Origin of the sequence: Pseudoalteromonas sp. GCY, assembly GCF_016695175.1 — a bacterium.
GTDB lineage: Bacteria > Pseudomonadota > Gammaproteobacteria > Enterobacterales > Alteromonadaceae > Pseudoalteromonas.
The window spans coordinates 2,404,040-2,425,031 of record NZ_CP068023.1; the positions used below are offsets into that span (position 1 = coordinate 2,404,040).

At 43.2% G+C, this 20,992-nt stretch carries 22 protein-coding genes; 10 read left to right on the plus strand and 12 right to left on the minus strand.

Annotated elements, in window-relative coordinates; all coding sequences use genetic code 11:
- Positions 1–5: 5 nt before the first annotated feature.
- Positions 6–1,019: a nucleoid-associated protein YejK gene (gene yejK / locus JJQ94_RS15910; RefSeq protein WP_039497545.1), complete on the minus strand. Its 1,014-nt coding sequence runs from the start codon at positions 1,017–1,019 to the stop codon at positions 6–8.
- A 65-nt stretch (positions 1,020–1,084) separates the two neighbouring features.
- Here yejK and JJQ94_RS15915 point away from each other — a divergent pair, with 65 nt between their 5' ends.
- The 7 genes from JJQ94_RS15915 (at position 1,085) to JJQ94_RS15945 (ending at position 7,422) form a co-directional block, all read left to right on the plus strand.
- Positions 1,085–1,297, plus strand: coding sequence for a DUF1414 domain-containing protein (locus JJQ94_RS15915; RefSeq protein ID WP_010374035.1), 213 nt, complete (start codon positions 1,085–1,087; stop codon positions 1,295–1,297).
- Positions 1,298–1,301: 4 nt separating this feature from the next.
- Positions 1,302–2,822, plus strand: a complete 1,521-nt coding sequence (locus tag JJQ94_RS15920; protein ID WP_099028723.1) for a DUF3413 domain-containing protein — start codon at positions 1,302–1,304, stop codon at positions 2,820–2,822.
- A 65-nt stretch (positions 2,823–2,887) separates the two neighbouring features.
- A complete protein-coding gene (locus JJQ94_RS15925; RefSeq protein ID WP_099028724.1) occupies positions 2,888–3,364 on the plus strand; it encodes a hypothetical protein in 477 nt (158 codons plus the stop codon).
- 162 nt (positions 3,365–3,526) lie between these two features.
- Entirely contained in the window at positions 3,527–5,251 is a 1,725-nt protein-coding gene (gene aceK / locus JJQ94_RS15930) for a bifunctional isocitrate dehydrogenase kinase/phosphatase (protein WP_099028725.1), read from the plus strand.
- Between the two features lie 16 nt (positions 5,252–5,267).
- Positions 5,268–6,206, plus strand: coding sequence for a LysR family transcriptional regulator (locus tag JJQ94_RS15935; protein WP_099028726.1), 939 nt, complete (start codon positions 5,268–5,270; stop codon positions 6,204–6,206).
- Between the two features lie 104 nt (positions 6,207–6,310).
- On the plus strand, positions 6,311–6,691 hold the full coding sequence (locus JJQ94_RS15940; protein ID WP_099028727.1) for a hypothetical protein: 381 nt from the start codon (positions 6,311–6,313) through the stop codon (positions 6,689–6,691).
- 122 nt (positions 6,692–6,813) lie between these two features.
- Entirely contained in the window at positions 6,814–7,422 is a 609-nt protein-coding gene (locus JJQ94_RS15945) for a MarC family protein (protein ID WP_099028728.1), read from the plus strand.
- A 54-nt stretch (positions 7,423–7,476) separates the two neighbouring features.
- On the opposite strand, the gene mltG is transcribed toward JJQ94_RS15945, so the two are convergent.
- From mltG to yceD, 9 genes are all read right to left on the minus strand, one after another.
- Entirely contained in the window at positions 7,477–8,448 is a 972-nt protein-coding gene (mltG, locus tag JJQ94_RS15950) for an endolytic transglycosylase MltG (RefSeq protein ID WP_099028729.1), read from the minus strand.
- A gap of 5 nt (positions 8,449–8,453) precedes the next feature.
- The gene (gene pabC / locus JJQ94_RS15955) at positions 8,454–9,293 is read right to left on the minus strand and encodes an aminodeoxychorismate lyase (RefSeq protein WP_099028730.1); all 840 of its coding nucleotides are present in this window, start codon (positions 9,291–9,293) and stop codon (positions 8,454–8,456) included.
- Positions 9,294–9,326: 33 nt separating this feature from the next.
- A complete protein-coding gene (gene fabF / locus JJQ94_RS15960; RefSeq protein WP_010374022.1) occupies positions 9,327–10,565 on the minus strand; it encodes a beta-ketoacyl-ACP synthase II in 1,239 nt (412 codons plus the stop codon).
- A gap of 86 nt (positions 10,566–10,651) precedes the next feature.
- Positions 10,652–10,888, minus strand: coding sequence for an acyl carrier protein (gene acpP, locus JJQ94_RS15965; protein WP_010374019.1), 237 nt, complete (start codon positions 10,886–10,888; stop codon positions 10,652–10,654).
- Positions 10,889–11,104: 216 nt separating this feature from the next.
- Positions 11,105–11,851 carry a 3-oxoacyl-ACP reductase FabG gene (gene fabG / locus JJQ94_RS15970; RefSeq protein WP_099028731.1) on the minus strand — a complete coding sequence of 249 codons (747 nt, stop codon included), beginning with the start codon at positions 11,849–11,851 and terminating at the stop codon, positions 11,105–11,107.
- A gap of 13 nt (positions 11,852–11,864) precedes the next feature.
- Entirely contained in the window at positions 11,865–12,791 is a 927-nt protein-coding gene (gene fabD / locus JJQ94_RS15975) for an ACP S-malonyltransferase (RefSeq protein WP_099028732.1), read from the minus strand.
- A 53-nt stretch (positions 12,792–12,844) separates the two neighbouring features.
- Complete coding sequence (plsX, locus tag JJQ94_RS15980; RefSeq protein WP_099028733.1) at positions 12,845–13,891, minus strand: phosphate acyltransferase PlsX; 1,047 nt, start codon at positions 13,889–13,891, stop codon at positions 12,845–12,847.
- A gap of 11 nt (positions 13,892–13,902) precedes the next feature.
- Positions 13,903–14,073 (minus strand): 50S ribosomal protein L32, encoded by a 171-nt coding sequence (gene rpmF, locus JJQ94_RS15985; RefSeq protein WP_010374010.1) that lies wholly within the window; start codon positions 14,071–14,073, stop codon positions 13,903–13,905.
- A 10-nt stretch (positions 14,074–14,083) separates the two neighbouring features.
- The gene (gene yceD, locus JJQ94_RS15990; RefSeq protein ID WP_010374009.1) at positions 14,084–14,608 is read right to left on the minus strand and encodes a 23S rRNA accumulation protein YceD; all 525 of its coding nucleotides are present in this window, start codon (positions 14,606–14,608) and stop codon (positions 14,084–14,086) included.
- Between the two features lie 119 nt (positions 14,609–14,727).
- On the opposite strand from yceD, the gene JJQ94_RS15995 reads away from it, so the two are divergent.
- Positions 14,728–15,330 (plus strand): Maf family protein, encoded by a 603-nt coding sequence (locus JJQ94_RS15995; RefSeq protein WP_099028734.1) that lies wholly within the window; start codon positions 14,728–14,730, stop codon positions 15,328–15,330.
- Here the strand turns inward: JJQ94_RS15995 and JJQ94_RS16000 are convergent.
- Positions 15,316–15,960 carry an HAD family hydrolase gene (locus JJQ94_RS16000; protein WP_099028735.1) on the minus strand — a complete coding sequence of 215 codons (645 nt, stop codon included), beginning with the start codon at positions 15,958–15,960 and terminating at the stop codon, positions 15,316–15,318. The two genes, JJQ94_RS15995 and JJQ94_RS16000, sit on opposite strands and share 15 nt — an antisense overlap.
- Before the next feature lies 1 nt (position 15,961).
- Positions 15,962–16,912, minus strand: coding sequence for a 23S rRNA pseudouridine(955/2504/2580) synthase RluC (gene rluC / locus JJQ94_RS16005; RefSeq protein WP_099028736.1), 951 nt, complete (start codon positions 16,910–16,912; stop codon positions 15,962–15,964).
- Positions 16,913–17,184: 272 nt separating this feature from the next.
- Here rluC and JJQ94_RS16010 point away from each other — a divergent pair, with 272 nt between their 5' ends.
- Positions 17,185–17,322, plus strand: a complete 138-nt coding sequence (locus JJQ94_RS16010) for a hypothetical protein (RefSeq protein WP_201435429.1) — start codon at positions 17,185–17,187, stop codon at positions 17,320–17,322.
- Positions 17,323–17,522: 200 nt separating this feature from the next.
- On the plus strand, positions 17,523–20,942 hold the full coding sequence (rne, locus tag JJQ94_RS16015) for a ribonuclease E (protein WP_099028737.1): 3,420 nt from the start codon (positions 17,523–17,525) through the stop codon (positions 20,940–20,942).
- The last annotated feature ends 50 nt before the right edge of the window (positions 20,943–20,992 follow it).

A 20,992-nucleotide genomic window follows, 5' to 3' on the forward strand; every position in this document is an offset into this window, starting at 1 on the left:
AAAAACTAAGATTCGTCATTATAATAACGTTCAATTTGGTCCTTTAAGTTAGGCGGTACACCTTTAATCGTAAGCGTATCAGTCGCAGCATCATAAATAACCCGCTCACCCAAATGCTTACGTTCAAAACCAACGCTTACTCCACCGCCAAGCCCAGAAAATTTCACCATACTCGTTACTGTCTTTTTATCGACAGGAAAGCTTTCTTCCAGCTCATAGCCCTGCTCTTTATAAAAGTCTTCAAATTTTACGTCTGAAGACTTAGAAAGCGTCTCGGACAGTGTATTAACATCTGCGTCCTCGCCGCTTGAAACACAGTCATTACAGTAATCAAAAATCTCCTTGCGGATGTCGTCTTTTTCAGACTTTTCAAATTGCTGTGTAGACAAATAATCCTCAACCGCGTGTAACATAGTTTGCGATTGCTGCTTTGGATCGATCCCCTCTTCACAACCAAGAAAATCTAAAAAGAAATCAGCAACTTTTCGACCAGCACGCCCCTTAATGAAGGAAATATAACGGTTTTCTTCTGCGGCCGTATCCCAAGCATCTAAATCGATTCTCGCAGCCAATTGCATACGTGAAATATCTAAGTGTTTTGCTGCGGATAAGTCTAAGTCTGAGGTAATTGTGTAATGTTCTTTAATATTAATCAGTGCAATCATAATAAAATTGCTGGCAACATACTGATAATGACAAAACACTAAATACCCAGTTTCATGAAATGCATATTTATTAAGCTCTTCTTTAAGCACATTGGTTGCTTCTTGGGTTAAATTCCAAAAGTTAAGCTCATTATTTCTATAGCTCTGCATCGCAGACGCGACCACACTGCTTTTTTCACCACTAAAAGCACAGAACCCTTTACCCGGTTTGCCATTGTAGGCATGATGCAATTGTTCAATGAAAACATTAACTTTGTCATTGATTTGCATTTCATCGTCACGTAGATGTATTTCGGTATCTTCGTCTTGTTTGTCTACATAGTGAACAACTAGTTTTTTTACCTCAACGCTCATCTTTGTTTTTCACGCCTCTAATGTTAAAATGTAAAAATTATTGCTTTTATAAATTGAACCAACTGATGCCTATCCAATCAAAGTATTCCAATAAACAAGTAGAAGAAATTGTTGACCAATTAGTTAATGTATTAAGCTCGCAAAACGCACCAGTTGATCTCAGCTTAATGTGTTTGGGTAATTCTATCACGCACATTCTAAAAGAACATGTTCCAGAGAGTAAGAGACAATCTGTTGCCGAAAATTTTGCCAAAGCACTTACACAATCAGTAAAGTAACGGAATGAATCTTACACCGCACAGCCCTTTTTCATCAAAAGCAAGTCAATTACTCAGCTGGGGACACTGGTTTACCTTTGCTAACATTGGCTTGGTTTTATTGATTAGCTCAGTTTATTTGTTCGCCGACAAAGCGCCAAGTACCTTTGTTGGTTGGTTTTATATGCTGATCACGTGGATAAGCCATACCAGCTTCATCACTTTTTGTGCGTTTGTATTAACTATCTTTCCGCTTAGTTTAATATTCCCTTACCCGCGACATATTCGCGGGATGGCTGCTATTATTGCCTCGGTTGGTATTGTTGTACTAACAGTGGATGCCTTTGTTTACCTACAACTTGGCTACCATATAAACCCAGCTTCGCTTTCCGATATTTTCGTTTTATTGTGGGAAACCTTAGTCGGATCATCCCTAGTTAATCTCATCGTTACCATTGCAATGCTTGGACTGGTGCTCACTTTTGAACTACTCGCAGGCAATTATGCTTGGCGTCATTTGGCCGAGCTTAAATCCTATAAATTCCCTCGCTATGCAACGGGGACCATTGTTACCTGCTTTGCGCTCAGTCACAGCCTGCATATTTGGGCCGATGCGAATGCCTTTTTCGATATCACTAAGCAAGATAATGTATTACCCCTCTCTTATCCTACAACCGCAAAGAGCTTACTCGCCAGACACGATTTACTTGATATCGAGCAGTATGAAGAAGCGCACTCACTAAGCATTGGTGATACGCATTCAAAATATAAAGCCCCTGTAATTTCGGCGGTATGCAAAGAAAAGAAAGATACAGCAGAGCAACCTATCAACGTTTATGCTTACACAGATGAGGCGCTGTTCCAAAAAACAGCAACAGCACTTCAGAGCAACGGTAAAAATAACGTGTTCCGAATGGATTCTGTTTTACGCGCAGGAAATAGCAGCGATGCGCTATTCAGCCTGATATACGGTCTACCGAGTTATTATAAAGAGTCTGTCCTGCTACAGCAGCAAGTTCCGGTATGGTCAATTAATAATGACTTAATGAGTGTTAATGCTAACGGCGAGTTCTCTTTTGTTCCTTCTCATCAAGCAAGTAAATTAACAATCATTGAAGTAAGTGACGAAATTGACATTGATAGTTCAAAGCCGTTCGTGGCAATTGATATTAGTGCACAGCAAGCGACGGTATTAACCAGTTCTGCGGTAACGAACATTGAGCTGTTTGCTCAGGCTTCTGGTCTTGTGCAGCCCAATGACATCACCTACACCCTGTTAAGCTCTTATCTAGGCTGCGATCCCCTTGCTCAACAAAGTATGCTGGCATCGAACATTAAAACTCGCTCTCATGCAGAAGGCGTTAACTTTACGCAAGGTGTCTTAGTTGCATTCAAAAAAGACAAAATCACCTTAGTCAATCAAGATGGTAGCTTCAAGCAGATGTCAGCAAAGGAAGGCTTTGTGTTAAACGGTAATCTAGATATTCCATTTTTAATACAAAGTATTAAGACATTAAAAAAATTCACAGTCCCTGAAGCGCAATAACCTTGAACAAAGTGGGATGTCATCTATGGTTAAGTAGATATTAACTGTTACAGCAAGGATGCCACATGCAATTATATCTAAAACTACTTGTACTGATTTTTGTCTCTACTCATTGTTTCGCCGCAACAACGGTAAAATACTTCAAATGCACTACCGACAGAGGCATCGTTTTTAGCCAATTTCCCTGCTCGGCCAATGCGACCCAGCATACGATAACTACATCCGACCCTAAAGCCTCGGCTCCCTCAGAACAGCACTATAAAACGCTAAACAATTTGGAACGTAACCAAATTGCGAAAAGGACAAAGCGTGCACTCAGAGCCAAACACCATGAAAAAGCCGTGCTCAATCGCAAAAGAGATACCGCAGTTAGAGAGCAACAAGATAAATTAACTAAACTGATGAATGAAGACAGGCGCAAAAAGGTCGTCAGGCTAGTTAAAAAGGAAATAAAGGCCATTAATAAGGCACATGCTAAAGCGATTAAAAACCTAGAGAAAGAGATTTCAAAATTAGAAAAGCAACTCAAAGAATATGAGTGATATAGCCGCTCAATTACATTGATTGCTTTTTGAGAATCACACTTGATCAATGAGCATTCTCTATAGTTATGCAAATGCCTTAACTGGTATTACCAGATGACTTTTCGCACATTACCTTGTAAAGTGAAACCACTCCGCGTGGATAATTTATGAGGGATGTAGATGCAAGCACAGCAGTTAGCAGAGCGAATTTTATCAGGTTTTCAAAACCACTATCACGCATTTGTAAAAATTACCAAACTGGCACCCATCGCTTTTGCTTCTCAAAATTGGGGAGAGATAGAGCGAATAAGTAAAGCGAGGATCAGCCAATACGATAGTAAAGTTGATGAAACCGCACAGAAGTTAATACAACTCTATGGCTCGACGCAACTGGATGAATCGCTATGGTACCAAGTAAAACAGGCTTACCTTGAGCGTCTTACCTTTCACCCTCAACCAGAGCTTGCTGAAACTTTCTATAATTCAGTTTTTTGTCGCCTCTTTCACCGCCGATATTACAATAGCGATTTCATTTTTGTTGAAACCCAACTTGCTAACGCCACGTCACTCCCTGTAGAAGCTGAGTATCGAAGTTATTTTCCAGTCGTCAATGGCCTCAAGCCCACCATCAAAAAAATCATTGAACACATTGACTTCCATTGTGAATTTGAAGATTTAGATAGAGATATTCGACTACTCGTTAAGGCGTTTCTTAAACAAGCACCTAACACGCATCATCAGGCGCATTTAATGCGCTTCGATATCCTCAGCGCACCTTTCTATCGTAATAAAGGCGCCTATATTGTCGGCCGAGTGGTATCTAAATCTGGTGTACAGCCGTTTATCATTTCGGTATTACACGCACAAACTGGGGGCTTACTGATTGATGCTCTACTTACCAACAGCTCGCAAATGCGGGTGATTTTTGGTTTTGCACGTGCTTACTTTTTAGTAGAGACCCATGCCCCATCAGCGCTAGTTAAGTTTTTAAATCAACTCATGCCAAATAAAACAAAGGCTGAGCTTTATAACGCCATCGGCTTTCATAAGCAGGGGAAAACCGAATTTTATCGTGAGTTTTTGCACCACTTGGCTAATTCCGAAGAACAATTTGAAGTCGCACCAGGTACACCCGGTATGGTGATGATGGTATTCACTCTGCCAAGCTTTCCCTATGTTTTTAAAGTGATCCGTGATCAATTTCCAGAAAGTAAGCCATTTACAAAAACAACCGTTCTAGAGCGCTACCAACTCGTAAAACGCCACGATCGCGTAGGTAGAATGGCAGATACGATTGAATATTCCGATGTGGTGATCCCACTTGCACGTATTTCACCAGCCCTTTATCAGCTATTGCTGGACTCTATCTCTCAAAGTATTCGTATTGAGGGGGATAATATGGTGATAAAGCACTTGTACATTGAGCGCCGCATGACACCGCTCAACCTCTTTGTACAGCAAGCCGATAAAGAAACGTGCGAACAAGTCATTAGAGATTACGGCTATGCACTCAAAGAAATGCTCGCTGTAAACATTTTTCCAGGAGACATGCTGTTAAAAAACTTTGGCGTGAGTAAACACCATAGAGTTATCTTCTATGACTATGATGAAGTGCAATATCTCACAGAAATGAACTTTAGAGCGCTGCCAAAACAAGGGCTTGATAATATGTACGACTCTGGAGATATTTCCAGTGCACCACAAGACGTCTTTCCTGAACAGTTGTGTACATTTGTTCTGACAAATCCTACACTAAAGGAAATGTTTCTGCGCCATCATGCTGATTTGGCTGAGGTGTTGTTTTGGCAGCAAGCACAACGAGATATTCGTGAGAGAGTCGTAAGACATATTTACCCTTATCCACATGAAAATCGCTTTCTCCAAGATGCCAAAAAAGAAGAATAATACAAAGGAAAACTGAGTGAACATTAGTAAAATTGACCTTAACCTGCTGGTTTACCTCGATACCTTACTTCGAGAATGCAATGTAACACGTGCCGCAAACCAGTTAAGCATTACCCAACCGGCAATGAGTAATGGTCTTAAGCGTCTCAGAAACCTCTTTAATGACCCCATTTTAGTGCGTACCAGTGAAGGCATGGTGCCAACAGAGCGCGCGCTTGAGCTGCAGCCTGTGATCCGTGGCATACTCATGACTTTGGAAGAAACCTTGGCCCCTAACAGGGAGTTTGAAGCGGCGAGTAGTAATCGAGTATTTAGGATTATGGCCAGTGACTATGCTGCGAGTACGCTTGCACCGAAACTCCTTACTAAACTTCATGAAGAAGCCCCAGATACGACCCTTGATATTCTCACACCTAGTGATGTTACTTTTCATGATGTGGAAAATGGCAAGGTAGACATGGCAATTAACCGCTTCGAAAATCTACCACAATCGTTTCACCACAAACGGATCTGGAAGGATAGTTTTTGCTGTCTCGTGAAATCCGACAATCCAGTTATTGCCAACTTTACGCTTGATGCCTATTTAAAGTCTCGCCATATTTGGGTAAGTAAAACCGGATTTGGTGTTGGGGTCGGAATGGATCCCGCAGATGTACAGAAGCTTGGCTGGGTTGACGAAGCGCTAGCTCACTTTGGAAAGCACAGAAACATCGCAACTTTTACACGTAATTATCATGTTGCAATTCACTTGGCAAAAGAGCAGAACTTAATTGCAACATTGCCGTCAAAAGCCGCGAATATCTATCGTGATGACCCGACCTTAGCGGTTCTGGAGCCGCCATTCCCTATTCCGCCGTTTGAGTTAGATATGATCTGGAGCCCGCTGTTACACCGCGATGCGAGTCATATTTGGTTGAGGCAAAAAATTGCTGAGGTAGCTGAAGAGCTAGCATAACGATATAACTAACCAGCAGCTTTGCCTAGGTGCGCTTTTGAAATTGGTATCGCCAGCTAATTGAACTATCCTTTTATCTATATGCATAAAAGGTGCAATAGAGCATGGCGAAATTCTCTTATAGAGCAACGGTTGATAGTAAAGAGAAACTTATCCACGCAGCCGCATACGGGGAATGCGTGGAAGCCAATATCATCGAGATGTACAAAAATTTAGGGCTTGCACTTAAGTCTAATCAGCTAAAGAGTTTAGTTATCGACGTCTCTCAATTACATATCACCTACGACTACCCAAGCGTGCTAGCCGTTTTACAAAAACTCAATCAATTTGTCGATGGGATTGCTCTTGCCCGAGTTATCTCCCCCTCAGACACCAAAAGTGGATTAATTGAAGCATTTGCTGACAAGCACGGCTTAGCGATTAAGAACTTCGAGAACTACAACGACGCAGTGGCTTGGGTACATACCGTAAATGCAAAAACATAAATAAAATTAAGTGAATATTCAGAATAACGTCATGAAATCAGTGATATTATTTGCTGTTGGTCCATAACAGATGGCCAATCATAAGCAATTTGTGAACAACCTTTATTTCATAATAGGGAACTATGGAACACTATATCTCAACGTTCATTTTTTTCTTTGCGGTCATCGACCCCATTGGCACTATTCCGGTATTTATTGCAACCACCACAGGCTTTGATATAGCCACAAAACGAAAAATAGCGGTTAAAGCAACACTGGTTGCTGCCATTGTGTTGCTGTTTTTTATTATTGCGGGCGAAATCATTTTAAACGCTATTGGTATTCCCCTACCTGCATTCGCGATTGCCGGTGGCATCGTACTGTTCATCTTTGCCATGACAATGATTTTTGGCGAGGGCAAGCCAAGTGAAGAGATTAAGTTAGACAGTAAAGCATCCGACATCGCTATTTTCCCTTTAGCGATGCCTTCTATCGCAAGTCCTGGTGCAATGTTGGCAGCCGTTTTGCTTACTAAAAACAGCGAAAACAATGTATTTGAACAACTCCAAACGTCGTTTATTATGCTCAGCGTATTAGCTATCGTATTGATATTTTTACTGGTTGCAACAAAAATTCACCAATGGATTGGTGATAGTGGCGCAAGTATCGTCAGCCGAGTAATGGGACTTATTTTAGCTTCAGTTGCAGTATCTAGTGTATTGGCGGGTATTAAAGAATATTTTATGTTGTAATAGAGAGTAACGAGAGGGTTAGCCCTCTCTTTCAACGCCAGCTCTCTTGCAATGTCATTGTTTCAGAATAAATTTCTTCACCGCTTTATTATGTTCAGTCAGCGTTTTCGAAAAGTGATGTCCACCATCTCCTGACGCAACAAAGTAAAAGTATTCGGTTGTTGCTGGATTAAGTGCCGCATGGATAGCAGCACGAGACGGCATTGCGATGGGTGTCGGTGGCAAACCATCAATCCGATAAGTGTTATATGGCGTCTTTTCAAGGATATCTTCACGTTTAATGTCACCATCAAAGTGCTCGCCAATACCATAAATAATGGTTGGATCTGTCTGTAAACGCATGCCCTTACGTAAGCGATTGATAAAAACGGAGGCTACTTTATCTCTTTCTGCGACTACGCCCGTTTCTTTCTCAATAATCGAAGCCAAGATCAAGGCTTCATAAGGCGTGTTTAAAGGAAGATCTGGCATTCTATTTTGCCATTCCTTTTCAAGCACACTCTGCATTTTTGTATGGGCACGTTTAAGTATGCGCAGCGCTGAGTCATTTCCATGATAGTGGTAGGTATCGGGGTACAACCATCCTTCAGCTGAACTTTGCGATATATTCAGTTGTGCTGTCAGCTTATCAATGTCTTGCGTTAAGTAGGGGGCGCTGAGGAGCTTGTTTTTGACTTCCCAAATGGGCATCCCTTCAATGATTGTAAAGCTAAAGTTGTGTTGTTCCCCGCGACTAATTTTGCTGATGGCATCTAGCACAGTTAGCCCTTTAAGATCGTAAAAGCCCGCTTGTAACGCGAATAACTTAGGCTCTAACTTACTATAAAGTTGATAAGGAAAGCAGTTAGATAATGCCTCGCTACGCTGCCATAGATGACATAGCTGATTAAATGTTTGCCCAGCCTTTATCTCAACTAATAACTCAGAGATATTAAGTGGTTCAAATTTAACCTTATTTATTTGTTGAGATAACCACCATGACGCTGCTGCTATCAAAAATGCGACTATGATAAACAGTTTTTTCATTTATATTACTTCCCTAAAAACCGCCTTTTCAATTCATGTAAGTCGGCGATATCGAAATGTTTATTCTCAATTCTTACTACAGGTACCAACTGCATTAAGCTATTACAAATAAATACACCATCAGCTGCTTTTAACTCGTCAAAAGCAATATTTTTGACCCTAATATCGTGTTTACTTTCAAGTGCGGTTAAAAACACGCCTTTAATGCCTGAGCCACTAAGATCTGGTGTATACAACTTGTTGTCTTTAATCATGATGATATTTGCCGCTGACGCTTCAATCACCATATCATTGATATCCGTCACAATGACATCGTCGCAAACCAATGTCTGTGCATCTTGTTTAATAAGTACTTGTTCTAACCGATTCAGTGTCTTTAATCCAGCTAGTAACGGCTGAATACCCAGTTTTACTCGGCTTAATGCGACCTCAATCCCATTCTGCTGCCAAGTTGTATAGTGTGAAGGAAAAGGTAATACCTGAATACTCACACTCGGCTGAGGCGTCTCAGGAGCTTGATAACCACGGCCTCCTTCCCCTCGAGTGATAAGGATCTTTAGCACCGCTTCCACTTTATCTTTAACTTGCTCTTGAACCAAAGACTCGATTTCGTCTAGTCGTAACTCAGGAAAGCCCAAGCGCAGCTGACATTCCACCAGTCGGTTTCTATGAAGTAGCCACAAATCAACATTTCCATCACGGACTAACGCAGTGGTAAAAAAGCCATCACCATAGGCCAACCCTCTGTCAGTGTTAGAAAAAAGCTGTTGATTATCCACATCACCTTCCTTTTTAAGGGTATCCAAAACATAAAAAAACTCGGCAATGCCGAGCTTTTTTATCATAACCTACTTTGCTATCGGATTACCAAGGCTGATCTACACCTTTTTAAATAGCAACGAACCGTTTGTTCCACCGAAACCAAACGAGTTACACAAAGTGTACTCCAGTTTCGCATCACGGGCAGTATGAGGCACATAATCTAAATCACAGCCTTCATCTGGGTTATCCAAGTTAATGGTCGGCGTTACTTTTTGGTCTTGCAGCGCAAGAATCGAAATAATTGATTCAACTGAGCCCGCAGCACCAAGTAAGTGACCCATCATTGATTTAGACGAGCTCACCATCACATCTTTTGCCGCAGAACCAAATACCGACTTAACAGCATGCGTCTCTGCAACGTCACCCGCTGGAGTGGAAGTGCCGTGTGCGTTGATATAGCCAACCTGCTCTGCATTGATCCCTGCGTCGTTCAATGCATTAACCATGGCTTGTGCAGCGCCAGCACCATTTTCTGGTGGTGATGTCATGTGATATGCATCGCCACTCATACCAAAGCCAACCAGTTCAGCGTAGATCTTCGCACCGCGTGCTTTCGCATGCTCATACTCTTCCAGTACGATCACACCGGCTCCATCAGCTAGCACAAAACCGTCACGGTCTTTATCCCAAGGGCGAGAAGCCGCTTGCGGATCATCGTTACGCGTAGAAAGCGCACGAGCCGCGCTAAAACCGCCCATACCAATTGGGGTTGACGCTTTTTCAGCACCGCCTGCTACCATCGCATCCGCGTCTCCGTATGCAATCATACGGGCCGCATGACCAATATTATGAAGGCCAGTTGTACATGCAGTAACAATCGAAATATTTGGACCTCTCAAGCCATGCATGATAGACAAGTGGCCAGAGATCATATTGATAATGGTAGAAGGAACGTAAAACGGAGAAAGCTTGCGTGGACCGCTATTTAATAGCTTAACGTGGTTTTCTTCAATTAGCGTCAAACCACCAATACCAGAGCCAATGGCTACACCAACTCTAGCGGCATTCTCTTCATTGACTTCAAGACCTGAGTCTTTTAATGCCTGTACACCTGCAGCGATACCATACTGGATGAAGACATCCATTTTCTTAGCATCTTTAGGGGAAATGTACTCAGTGACATCAAAGTCGTTAACTAAACCAGCAAACTTAGTTCCGAAACCTTCTGTGTCAAAATGCGTGATATTGCGAATGCCACTACGGCCTTCTAATAAGCCCTGCCAGGTAGATGCAACATCATTACCCAGCGGCGTCAACATACCTAAGCCAGTTACTACGACTCGACGTTTAGCCACGGTGTCCTCCAAAAAGGGATTATTATAATAATTGGGGGGTCTAGAAAGAGTTAGGGCAGCGAGTGCTGCCCTAATAGAAAAGCTAGTTACTCAGCGTGAGCAGTAACGTAGTCGATAGCTGCCTGAACAGTAGTGATTTTCTCAGCTTCTTCATCAGGGATCTCTGTATCGAACTCTTCTTCTAGCGCCATTACAAGCTCAACAGTGTCTAGAGAGTCAGCACCTAAATCATCAACGAAAGACGCTTCTGATTTAACTTCTTCTTCTTTAACACCTAGTTGTTCAACAATAATTTTCTTTACGCGTTCTTGGATGTCGCTCATTCTTCTTTCCTTTATTTAAACGCTACTGCGTTAATTTTCAGATTGCGGCGCAGTTTACGACGCATCATTCTGGGATTCAAGGATTGACCCGTACTTTTTTTTCTGGTCAAACCTGTTACAAAGCTTTGGATCTTTTTATCGCCTATTTTCGCGACGATTTCAAGTACGTTGTCGACAAGATCACAAAAATTTCAATTGATTTGTGATCTTAGCGGGTTAAACCATGTACATCGCACCATTTACGTGCAAAGTTTCACCAGAAACATAAGCTGCCGCATCTGATGCTAAATAAACCACAGCCGCTGCGATTTCTTCAGGCTGACCTAAACGACCTGCAGGTACATTCGCCAATGTTGCTGCTTTTTGCTCATCGGTTAGCTCATCAGTCATGTCTGTCTGAATGAAGCCCGGTGCTACAGTATTTACCGTAATACCACGAGATGCAACCTCACGCGCCAATGATTTTGTAAAACCAATTACGCCCGCTTTTGCAGCAGCATAGTTAGCTTGACCCGCATTACCCATAGTGCCCACGACTGAACCAATGTTAATGATACGACCATTTTTCTTCTTCATCATTGGGCGAAGCACAGCTTTTGATAAGCGGAAAATGGATGACAAGTTAGTATCAATGATGTCATCCCACTCTTGATCTTTCATGCGCATCAGCAAGTTATCGCGAGTGATACCAGCATTGTTTACTAATACTTCGATATCACCTAAGTCTGCTTTGATTGCATCCAAAGTTGCTGCGATTGAGTCGGTATCTGTCACGTTTAGCGCGTAACCTTTACCATTGTCGCCTAAGTACTCAGAAATACGCTCGGCACCAGACTCACTCGTTGCAGTACCTGCAACTTTTGCACCTTGTGCAACCATGGCGTTAGCGATTGCTTTACCAATACCACGGCTAGCCCCCGTTACTAGTACTACCTTACCTTCTAAAGAAAATAAATTACTCATAATGCTCTCGTTATTATTCTGCTGCAGCAATGGCAGCTAAATCATTTACCGAAACACACGACACTGAGCGGTCGATGCGTTTGACAAGACCCGAAATCACTTTACCAGGGCCGAACTCAAAAGTTGTTGTAACACCCTCTTTCGCAACCGCTTGTACAGTTTCGGTCCATCTTACAGGACTATAAAGCTGACGAATAAGCGCATCCTTTATTGCTGCAGCATCTTTTGCAACAGCAACGTCAACATTGTTGATCACATCAAACTTTGGCTCTGAAAATGCGAGTGCTTCCAGATCTTTTGCTAATTTATCAGCAGCAGGTTTCATTAATGCGCAATGAGATGGAACGCTGACTGCAAGCGGTAATGCGCGCTTAGCTCCTGCTTCTTTACAAGCTTCAGAGGCTCGATTTACTGCTTCAACGTGGCCCGCAATCACCACTTGACCCGGTGAGTTGTAGTTTACCGGCGAAACAACGTCACCCTGTGCAGATTCGGCACACACCTTAGCAATCACGTCATCATCTAAACCAATAATTGCCGCCATTGACCCCGTGCCAGCAGGAACTGCTTCTTGCATATATAAACCACGTTTTTCAACTAACTTAACAGCATCAGTTAGGGTTAATACTTCTGCACACACTAATGCAGAGTATTCACCTAGACTATGGCCTGCTAGTGTCAATTCAGCTTCAACACCTTTCTCTTGCCATGCTCTAAAGATAGCAACACTTGCGGTTAATAATGCCGGTTGAGTGCGGTGCGTTTGGTTTAATTCTTCTTCAGGACCATTTAGCACAAGTTCGGCTAAATCGTAGCCTAATGCTTCTGACGCTTCAGCGAAAGTCGCTTTAACGATGTCAGAAGATGCTAATAATTCAGATAACATGCCCACGCTTTGTGAGCCCTGTCCTGGGAAAAATAATGCGATTTTTTGTGACATATTGTGCTCTTATTTTCTCTGTTGTCGCCACGTCCTCATGTCACTTAGCAGTGTTAGGGATGCGGACCTGACGGTTGTTTTTCTGTGTCGACCTGAGCAAACACCGCTTGGATCTTTTCAGGGATCTTGCGTTGTACTTCTTGCGCAGCTTCTTCAATCGCGGCTAAAAATGCCTTCGTTGTAGCATTTCCGTGACTTTTCACAACAATACCGCGCAATCCTACCAGACTTGCGCCGTTATACTGGTCGGGGTTCACCCTTCTATACAATTTTTTTATAACGGGTCGAAGTAAAAAGGCCAACGCTTTATAAAAAAAGTGCTTTTTTAACGCTTTGCTAAACTTATGCATGATGAGTTTGGCAATCCCTTCACAGGTTTTCAAGGCGACGTTACCGACAAATCCCTCACACACAATTACATCAGCTTTGCCAGAGAACATATCGCTCCCCTCACAATAGCCTTGATAATTAATAACAGATGAGGATTTCATTAATTTTGCAGCTTGCTTGATACCATCATGGCCTTTGATTTCTTCAGAGCCAATGTTTAGCAAACACACTTTAGGTGAAGGAATATTTAATGCCTCTCCAGCAACGATTGAGCCCATAATACCAAACTGATAGAGGGTTTCAGGGTCACAATGCACATTCGCACCAAGATCAAGCAAATAAACGGGCTGCTTTTTCTCTGTTGGAACGGCTGAAATTAACGCGGGGCGCTTGATACCGGGCAACATTTTTAACACATAGTGGGCCATAAAAAAGAGCGCACCTGTATTTCCTGAACTAACACAAGCCTGCGCTTCGCCAGATTTCACCAAATCAAGCGCAATACGCATTGAAGACTGCTTTTTATTTCTAAGTGCAGAAGCAGGTTCACAACCGTTAGTGACGACTTCTTTACAGTGTTTAATTATGAGTCTTGGATGATCCAGCATATTTGCTTTAGTCAAAGCACTTTCAATAACTTGCTGATTACCACAGAGGATTAAATTTAGATTTGGGTGCTTAAGCACAGCAGCGATAGCTGCGGGGATAGATGAACGGGGGCCGTAATCGCCCCCCATCATATCTAACGCAATGGTTAGATCGGTCAGCATAAAGTAATCTCTTACTTAGAAATTACTTTAACGCCTTTGTAGTAACCGTCAGCAGTCACGTGGTGACGACGATGAGTCTCGCCAGAAACCTGATCTACAGTTAGAGCTGGTCCACTGATTGCATCGTGTGAACGACGCATACCACGACGTGCGCGTGACTTCTTGCTTTTTTGTACCGCCATTAGCCTTCTCCTAAGAATCTTTCTTAAGTTGTTTCAAAATTTCAAATGGATTTGGTTTGCTATCTTCTGCTTCAATTTCACCAAAGCTCTTTGGCTTATCAGAATAAGAGCATAGTGCTTCATCATGCGTCGGGACTATCGGAATCGCGAGTAGTAGCTCATCTTCGACGATTTGTCTCAGATTTACTTCACCCTCTTCATCCAGTTCCAACACATCATAACGCTCGGGAAGATCATCCGACTCTGCACCTAATCCGACTGGCGAATACGCAAAGTCTTGTTCCAAATCCAACCCTAATTCATCATTACAACGCTGACATACAACGGTTAGATGGGCTCGGACTTTGCCTTGCACAACAACCAAACCTTGTTCGTCGATGTTGAAATGAATGTCTACCGCTATTTCACTATTTTGATCACGCACAACTTGCTGCAATCGAGAAAGTTCTTCAAGCATTACAACACCGTCATAAGATGCTCGACGTTGCGCTGCTCTGCATGGATCAATAGTGATGGGAATTTTCACCTTTTGCATAGGGGCTGCATCATATAGATAGTTACTGTGTTAGTCAAAGTAAAAATACACTTTCCCTTTGTTTTTCGCGTTATTGCGCATTATCCTGTTGGCAATGTTATCACAAAGATAAAAATCTCATGAAAACGCCCCTTATTCTAGCCTCAAGTTCACCATTTAGGCAGTCAATTTTGAAAAAATTAATGCTTCCTTTTGTATCTTTTTCACCAGATGTAGATGAGCAAGCACTCGAAGGAGAATCAGCACGGCAACTTGTTGCACGATTGAGCGAATTAAAAGCCAAAGCAGCGATAGCAAAATATCAACAAGGTGTGGTGATAGGTTCAGACCAAGTTGCACTATTCAACGGTGAGATCCTAGGAAAGCCACATAATAAAGAAAACGCGATTAGGCAACTAAGCCTATTTAGCAATAATCGCGTAACTTTTTTGACTGGTTTAACCGTTTTCGACATTGAAAGCGGAAAAACGGTCACTGAAGTGGTACCGTTCCACGTTTACTTTCGCCAACTTACCCAAGCCCAGATCAGTAACTATTGTGATGCGGAAGCACCTTACAACTGTGCTGGAAGCTTTAAAAGCGAAGGATTAGGGATCTGTCTGTTTGATAAGCTTGAAGGAGAAGACCCCAATACCCTGATTGGTCTTCCCCTTATCCAACTCACTAAAACACTGCTCGAGTTTGGTATTGATGTGCTCGCTGAGCAATCAGGCCAACAATAGGTGAGATAAATCTCGATAGTTATCGCAAATATGGACAGCCGATGTTTGCGATAACTGCTCTCTTGTTGCAACACCCATAGTAACACCGATCGCATCAATGCCTGCGTTCTTCGCTAAATTCATATCAATTAGCGTATCGCCTATCATGACAGCCTCTGTAGCTTCCACATTTAGTTCAGCCAGAATCTGAAGTAACATATCGGGATGCGGTTTAGACTCCGCCTCACATGCAGTCCGTGTCGTAACGAAAATATCGCTCAACCCGCTTTCTGCCATCAAACGGTCAAGTCCTATTCGGCTTTTTCCTGTTGCGACCGCAACTTTGATTCCATTGCTATTTAATTGTTTTAGAAGTGTTTCAGCGCCTTCAAATAGAGGCGCTGGAGTTTTGTCTTGATGCTTATAGATATATTTATAAGCCGCTATTAAAGACGCTAATTTGTCTTCATGATTTGGAAAAAGTGTCAGTATCGCTTTATCGAGAGACAGGCCGATAATACTTTTCGCCGCTTCATTACTGACTGGTGCAATTCCACAAGATTCAGCAGCTTTATGAATAGTATTTACGATTTTTGGCACAGAGTCCATGACGGTGCCATCCCAGTCGAAAATTACACACTTATACTGCATGTTACTTCCTTAGTTTAATTAAGCATGCTTCCAAAGCCCCATCCAATGGCGCTTCTACATGATGTGTCGTTTCTGTTTTCGGGTGCATAAACCTGAGCTCTTTGGCATGCAAAAACAGCCTATTTAATCCCACTTCACGCATTTTGGCATCAAACACCTGATCGCCATACTTATCATCACACGCAATTGGATGTCCTTTACATTGAGTATGTACTCGGATCTGGTGCGTTCTGCCTGTTACGGGTGACGCTTGCACTAAAGTTGCGGACTCAAAACGCTCGACGACTCTAAAACGAGTATGAGAAGGTTTACCTTGCTCATGGTCCACTCGCACCACTCGCTCACCTGACTTTAAGGTATTTTTACGTAGCGGTTCGGTGACATTTTTATGTTTGGCATCCCATAGCCCTGAAACTAGCGCAAGGTAATTTTTCTCCATGGTCTTTTCTCTTAGCTGCTCATGAAGTCCTTTAAGCACAGCGCGGCGCTTTGAAATCAACAAACAACCCGATGTGTCGCGGTCCAAACGGTGAACTAACTCCAAGCTTTGCTCTTGCGGACGTAATGCTCTTAATGCTTCAATTAAACCATAGCTTAAGCCGCTGCCACCATGTACCGCCATACCGGCTGGCTTATTTATAACTATCAGATACTTATCTTCATAAAGAATGGCATCTTCTAAGTTTGCGACTTTATCTAGGTTTTTAGGCACAAACTCTGTTTTCTCTGCAACACGCACAGGTGGGATACGGATTTCATCATTGATTTGTAGTTTATATACAGGCTTCACCCGCTTTTTGTTTACGCGCACTTCCCCTTTACGAAGAATTTTATATACGGCGCTTTTTGGCACCCCTTTCAAATGCGTAACTAAAAAGTTATCGATCCTTTGACCTTCTTGGTCTTCAGTCACGGTAACGAAGCTAACTTGTAATGCGGGTTTCTCTGACATTGCCTAATCACTGATTTGAGTAATAATTTAGTTGCTATCTCGACATTATTAGTGGGATAATCAGGCCGCAAATTTTTGCGAGGTGCTTTTTATCGCAAAAACAATGTCGTGATGCACATCTTGGATGGCAGATCATACAGATTAGAGCTAATATTTCCAAAGCTTTTATCATGCATCTAAGATAAACACGTGCGAACAGTCAGTGCGAAGCGCGTAATATTTCGTTTAATGACTGGACACGATGAACAAACCAAAAAGCAAGAAATTAAAATTTGTCTGATACGTTTACCACAGTTGCAGTGATACCCGTGCATAGCAGGCCGCAACTCGTGAATAACCACAAAGCAATCAAGTTAAAAGATGGTGATAGCCAAGCTTGGCAAACCAAGCTCAACTTACCCCGTGCATGACTACTTTGTGAAACGAATAAACGTGCAAAAAGCGAACGATGGATCAGTGATTTTACCCTGATTTAAAGTGGAAACTGTGAATATGTTCCCTTTCCCCCAGTCGTGAGACTGCATCATTTAATAGGAACATCCAAGGTGTAGCACGCTGTCGCTGGCAAGACGTATCAGGCGCTGTAAATAATTAAGTAGAGAATTACAATATGAAACGTATGCTGATCAATGCAACGCAGCAAGAAGAAATGCGCGTGGCACTGGTTGACGGCCAGCGTCTATACGATCTAGATATAGAAAGCCCTGGTCACGAACAGAAAAAAGCCAATATCTATAAGGGTAAAATTACCCGTATCGAACCATCCCTAGAAGCCGCATTTGTTGATTATGGCGCTGAGCGTCACGGATTCCTTCCTTTAAAAGAAATCGCTAAAACGTATTTCCCAGATGGCTATACATTCAATGGTCGCCCTAACATCAAAGACGTGATCAAAGAAGGTCAAGAAGTCATCGTTCAGGTTGATAAAGAAGAACGTGGTCAAAAAGGCGCGGCACTCACAACGTTTATCAGCGTCGCTGGTAGTTACTTGGTATTAATGCCTAATAACCCAAGAGCTGGCGGTATTTCACGTCGTATCGAAGGTGACGAGCGCATTGAGCTAAAAGAAGCATTGAGTCGCTTAAACGTACCTAAGGGTATGGGTCTTATCGTTCGCACCGCGGGCGTAGGTAAATCTTTCGAAGAACTAGAGTACGACCTTAAGGCGCTACTCGTTCATTGGGACGCAATCCAAAATGCTGCAAATAGCGGTAAAGCACCTTTCTTAATTCACCAAGAAAGTAACGTGATCTTCCGTGCAATTCGCGATTATTTACGTCGTGATATTGGTGAGATCCTAATTGATAAACCGCGTGTTTTTGAAGAAGCGAAGGCGCATATCGAGCGTTTCCGTCCAGATTTCATCAATCGTGTTAAGCTTTATCAAAACGATGTGCCGTTATTTACGCATTATCAAATTGAGAGTCAGATTGAGTCAGCTTTCCAGCGTGAAGTGCGTTTGCCTTCAGGTGGTTCTATCGTTATTGATCCTACAGAAGCACTCACTTCTATCGATATCAACTCGTCAAAAGCGACGAAAGGTGGCGATATCGAAGAGACGGCGCTGAACACTAACTTAGAAGCGGCTGACGAGATTGCACGCCAGTTACGTTTACGTGACCTAGGTGGCCTAATCGTTATCGATTTTATCGATATGACTCCGCCTCGCCATCAACGTGAAGTAGAGAACCGCTTGAAAGAAGCCGTTCGTACTGACCGTGCTCGCGTGCAAATCGGTAAGATTTCTCGTTTCGGCCTATTAGAAATGTCGCGTCAACGTTTGCGCCCGTCTTTAGGTGAAGCGAGCCAACATACGTGTCCACGCTGTGACGGCCAAGGCACCATTCGCTCAAACGAATCCATTGCTTTGTCTATCTTGCGTCTAATCGAAGAAGAAGCGATAAAAGATAATACCGCTCAGGTCAACGCCCAAGTGCCTGTCGCGGTTGGTGCTTACTTATTAAATGAAAAGCGTCGTTCTGTGCAACGCATCGAAAAGCGCCACGAGTGCCACGTTGTTATCATTCCTAACCAACACTTAGAAACACCGCACTATGAAGTGGTTAGATTGCGTAAAGATGAGACAACAGAAGCTGCAAGCTATGAGCAGATCACCGCGCCTGAGCCTGAAGTCGTTGAAATTGCTCGAGCTCAAGCGATTGTAAAAGAGGAGCCTGTGTTAAAAGGTGTCGTTATGCCTGATGCACCAGCGCCTGCACCCGCACCGACTCCAGCTCAAGCAGCAAAACCACAAACTCGTAAGCCACAAGCACAACCAGCTCAAAACGGCATCAGCCTGTTTGCGAAGATTGGTCAATGGTTCAAGAGCCTATTTGCTACTGACAGCGATAACCAAGAAGAAAACAAATCTTCTGAAGAAAAATCATCACGCGATAACAACCGTGATAATCGCCGTCGCAATAATAACAATCGTCGTCGTAACAATAACCGCCGTCGTAACGATCAACAAAAAGAGACAACGGTTGAATCGAAAGACGAAAACAGCAGTAACGAGCAACGTGGTGATAACCGCAAACGCCGTCGTCCAAATAACAGAAAACGCCAAGATCAGGACAAAGCAAACCGTCCAGCTAAGGAATCTGTAAACGATAACGTTGAAGCGGTCGAGGCTAACGACGCGCCAGTTAAAGAAGCGACATTAAAACCACGCAGACAAAGACGTAATCTTCGCAAGAAGGTACGTGTGGAAGAAACCAACGCACAGGATACTAACACATCAGAGCAAACTAGCACTGAAGAAGTGAAAGTAGAAGCAAAGCCGCTTGAACAACCAGCGAAAACGGCATCTGAGTCTAAAGCTGAACAAAAGCCAAGGCAAAGAAAAGCGAAACCTGTCGCGGATAAGTCAGAACAAGAGTCTGCAACTAACGAACAAGTAGCAGCACCTTCTGAACAAGCTGACGTACACGCTCAAGCAAAGCAGCAAGAAACTGCTAACACTGAGCGCCACGAACAAAACGATGTTACCGAGGTAGTATCTGCTGAACTTTCAGAATCGCAAATTGATGACGAAAATAAAGAAGGCCGCACTCGCTCTAGACGTTCTCCGCGTCACCTGAGAGCGGCAGGTCAACGTCGCCGTCGTCAGGATACGCCTGAAAAAGGTCAAGCTGCCGCATTTGTACCCGTAGCCGATCAAGCCGCTGCAGAATACGAAGCTGAGCTAAAAGCGAAATCTTCTTTTGACAGTGAAACTCAAGCGGAAGTGCAGCAAGAAGCAAGCACAGTTGAGACTCAGTCATCACCTGAAACGGTAACTGAAGACAATGCACCAGCGGCTGAAGCGACAGTTTCTGAGACGCCAACTGATGCAAAGCAAGATGTCGAAGCTAAGCCAGCCGAATCACCGGTTGACGAAAATAAAGCGCAACTAGTGGAGCCTGTAAACGAAGTTGAGGCAACCACTGCTGAAGCACCATTGCAACAAACTGCACAGCCAGAAACGTCTGCAAGCGCTGACAAAGTGGTCGCAGAAGAGCTAGACGTCGCGCAGCCAGAAGAAGCAAATGTGGTTAAAGCTGAGCCAATCGCTGACACAGTAGAGACTGAACAAGTTGAAACGGCGAAGGCTGAGGATGAAGCTGCGACTGAAACTGAGACTGAAACTGCAGTTGTAGAAGAAACTCAGGCTTCTGACGCGGAGGCAACACCAGAAGTTCAGGAGCCAGCAGTCGAGACACCGGCAACAGAAACGGTTGTGGAAACAACAGCAGCTGAAGCAGCTACTGAATCTTCAACTGAAGAGACACCAGCCGTTGACGCTGTTGAAGCACCTACTCAACAGGTCGTAAACGGTAATTCAGTACAAAGCCGTGTACGCTTCAACCAAACGGCTGCCGCGCCAATGACAAAAGCACAAAGCGTGATTGAGGATGTTGTGGTAGAAACACCATCTGCGATGCCACATGAACTACGTCAGGCTGTGGCGAATAGTGGCTTGGGTGTTGGCTCTAAGTCACCAACAGGCAGAGCAAGCGCCGACATGGCCTCTCCTGCTCAGGTTGACTAAGCAGTAATTGAAAAGCCAGTCTTTTTAGACTGGCTTTTTTGTGTCCGAAT

Excerpts from the sequence above, each read along its gene's own strand:
- mltG (WP_099028729.1), bottom strand. The coding sequence starts at position 8,448 with ATGAAAAAACTGTTTATCATAGTCGCATTTTTGATAGCAGCAGCGTCA.
- JJQ94_RS15940 (WP_099028727.1), top strand. The coding sequence starts at position 6,311 with ATGGCGAAATTCTCTTATAGAGCAACGGTTGATAGTAAAGAGAAACTT.
- JJQ94_RS15915 (WP_010374035.1), top strand. The coding sequence starts at position 1,085 with ATGCCTATCCAATCAAAGTATTCCAATAAACAAGTAGAAGAAATTGTT.
- aceK (WP_099028725.1), top strand. The coding sequence starts at position 3,527 with ATGCAAGCACAGCAGTTAGCAGAGCGAATTTTATCAGGTTTTCAAAAC.
- acpP (WP_010374019.1), bottom strand. The coding sequence starts at position 10,888 with ATGAGCGACATCCAAGAACGCGTAAAGAAAATTATTGTTGAACAACTA.
- JJQ94_RS15925 (WP_099028724.1), top strand. The coding sequence starts at position 2,888 with ATGCAATTATATCTAAAACTACTTGTACTGATTTTTGTCTCTACTCAT.
- JJQ94_RS15945 (WP_099028728.1), top strand. The coding sequence starts at position 6,814 with ATGGAACACTATATCTCAACGTTCATTTTTTTCTTTGCGGTCATCGAC.
- JJQ94_RS16000 (WP_099028735.1), bottom strand. The coding sequence starts at position 15,960 with ATGCAGTATAAGTGTGTAATTTTCGACTGGGATGGCACCGTCATGGAC.
- rpmF (WP_010374010.1), bottom strand. The coding sequence starts at position 14,073 with ATGGCGGTACAAAAAAGCAAGAAGTCACGCGCACGTCGTGGTATGCGT.
- fabG (WP_099028731.1), bottom strand. The coding sequence starts at position 11,851 with ATGAGTAATTTATTTTCTTTAGAAGGTAAGGTAGTACTAGTAACGGGG.
- yejK (WP_039497545.1), bottom strand. The coding sequence starts at position 1,019 with ATGAGCGTTGAGGTAAAAAAACTAGTTGTTCACTATGTAGACAAACAA.
- pabC (WP_099028730.1), bottom strand. The coding sequence starts at position 9,293 with ATGATAAAAAAGCTCGGCATTGCCGAGTTTTTTTATGTTTTGGATACC.
- plsX (WP_099028733.1), bottom strand. The coding sequence starts at position 13,891 with ATGCTGACCGATCTAACCATTGCGTTAGATATGATGGGGGGCGATTAC.
- yceD (WP_010374009.1), bottom strand. The coding sequence starts at position 14,608 with ATGCAAAAGGTGAAAATTCCCATCACTATTGATCCATGCAGAGCAGCG.
- rluC (WP_099028736.1), bottom strand. The coding sequence starts at position 16,912 with ATGTCAGAGAAACCCGCATTACAAGTTAGCTTCGTTACCGTGACTGAA.
- fabD (WP_099028732.1), bottom strand. The coding sequence starts at position 12,791 with ATGTCACAAAAAATCGCATTATTTTTCCCAGGACAGGGCTCACAAAGC.
- JJQ94_RS15995 (WP_099028734.1), top strand. The coding sequence starts at position 14,728 with ATGAAAACGCCCCTTATTCTAGCCTCAAGTTCACCATTTAGGCAGTCA.
- JJQ94_RS15920 (WP_099028723.1), top strand. The coding sequence starts at position 1,302 with ATGAATCTTACACCGCACAGCCCTTTTTCATCAAAAGCAAGTCAATTA.
- rne (WP_099028737.1), top strand. The coding sequence starts at position 17,523 with ATGAAACGTATGCTGATCAATGCAACGCAGCAAGAAGAAATGCGCGTG.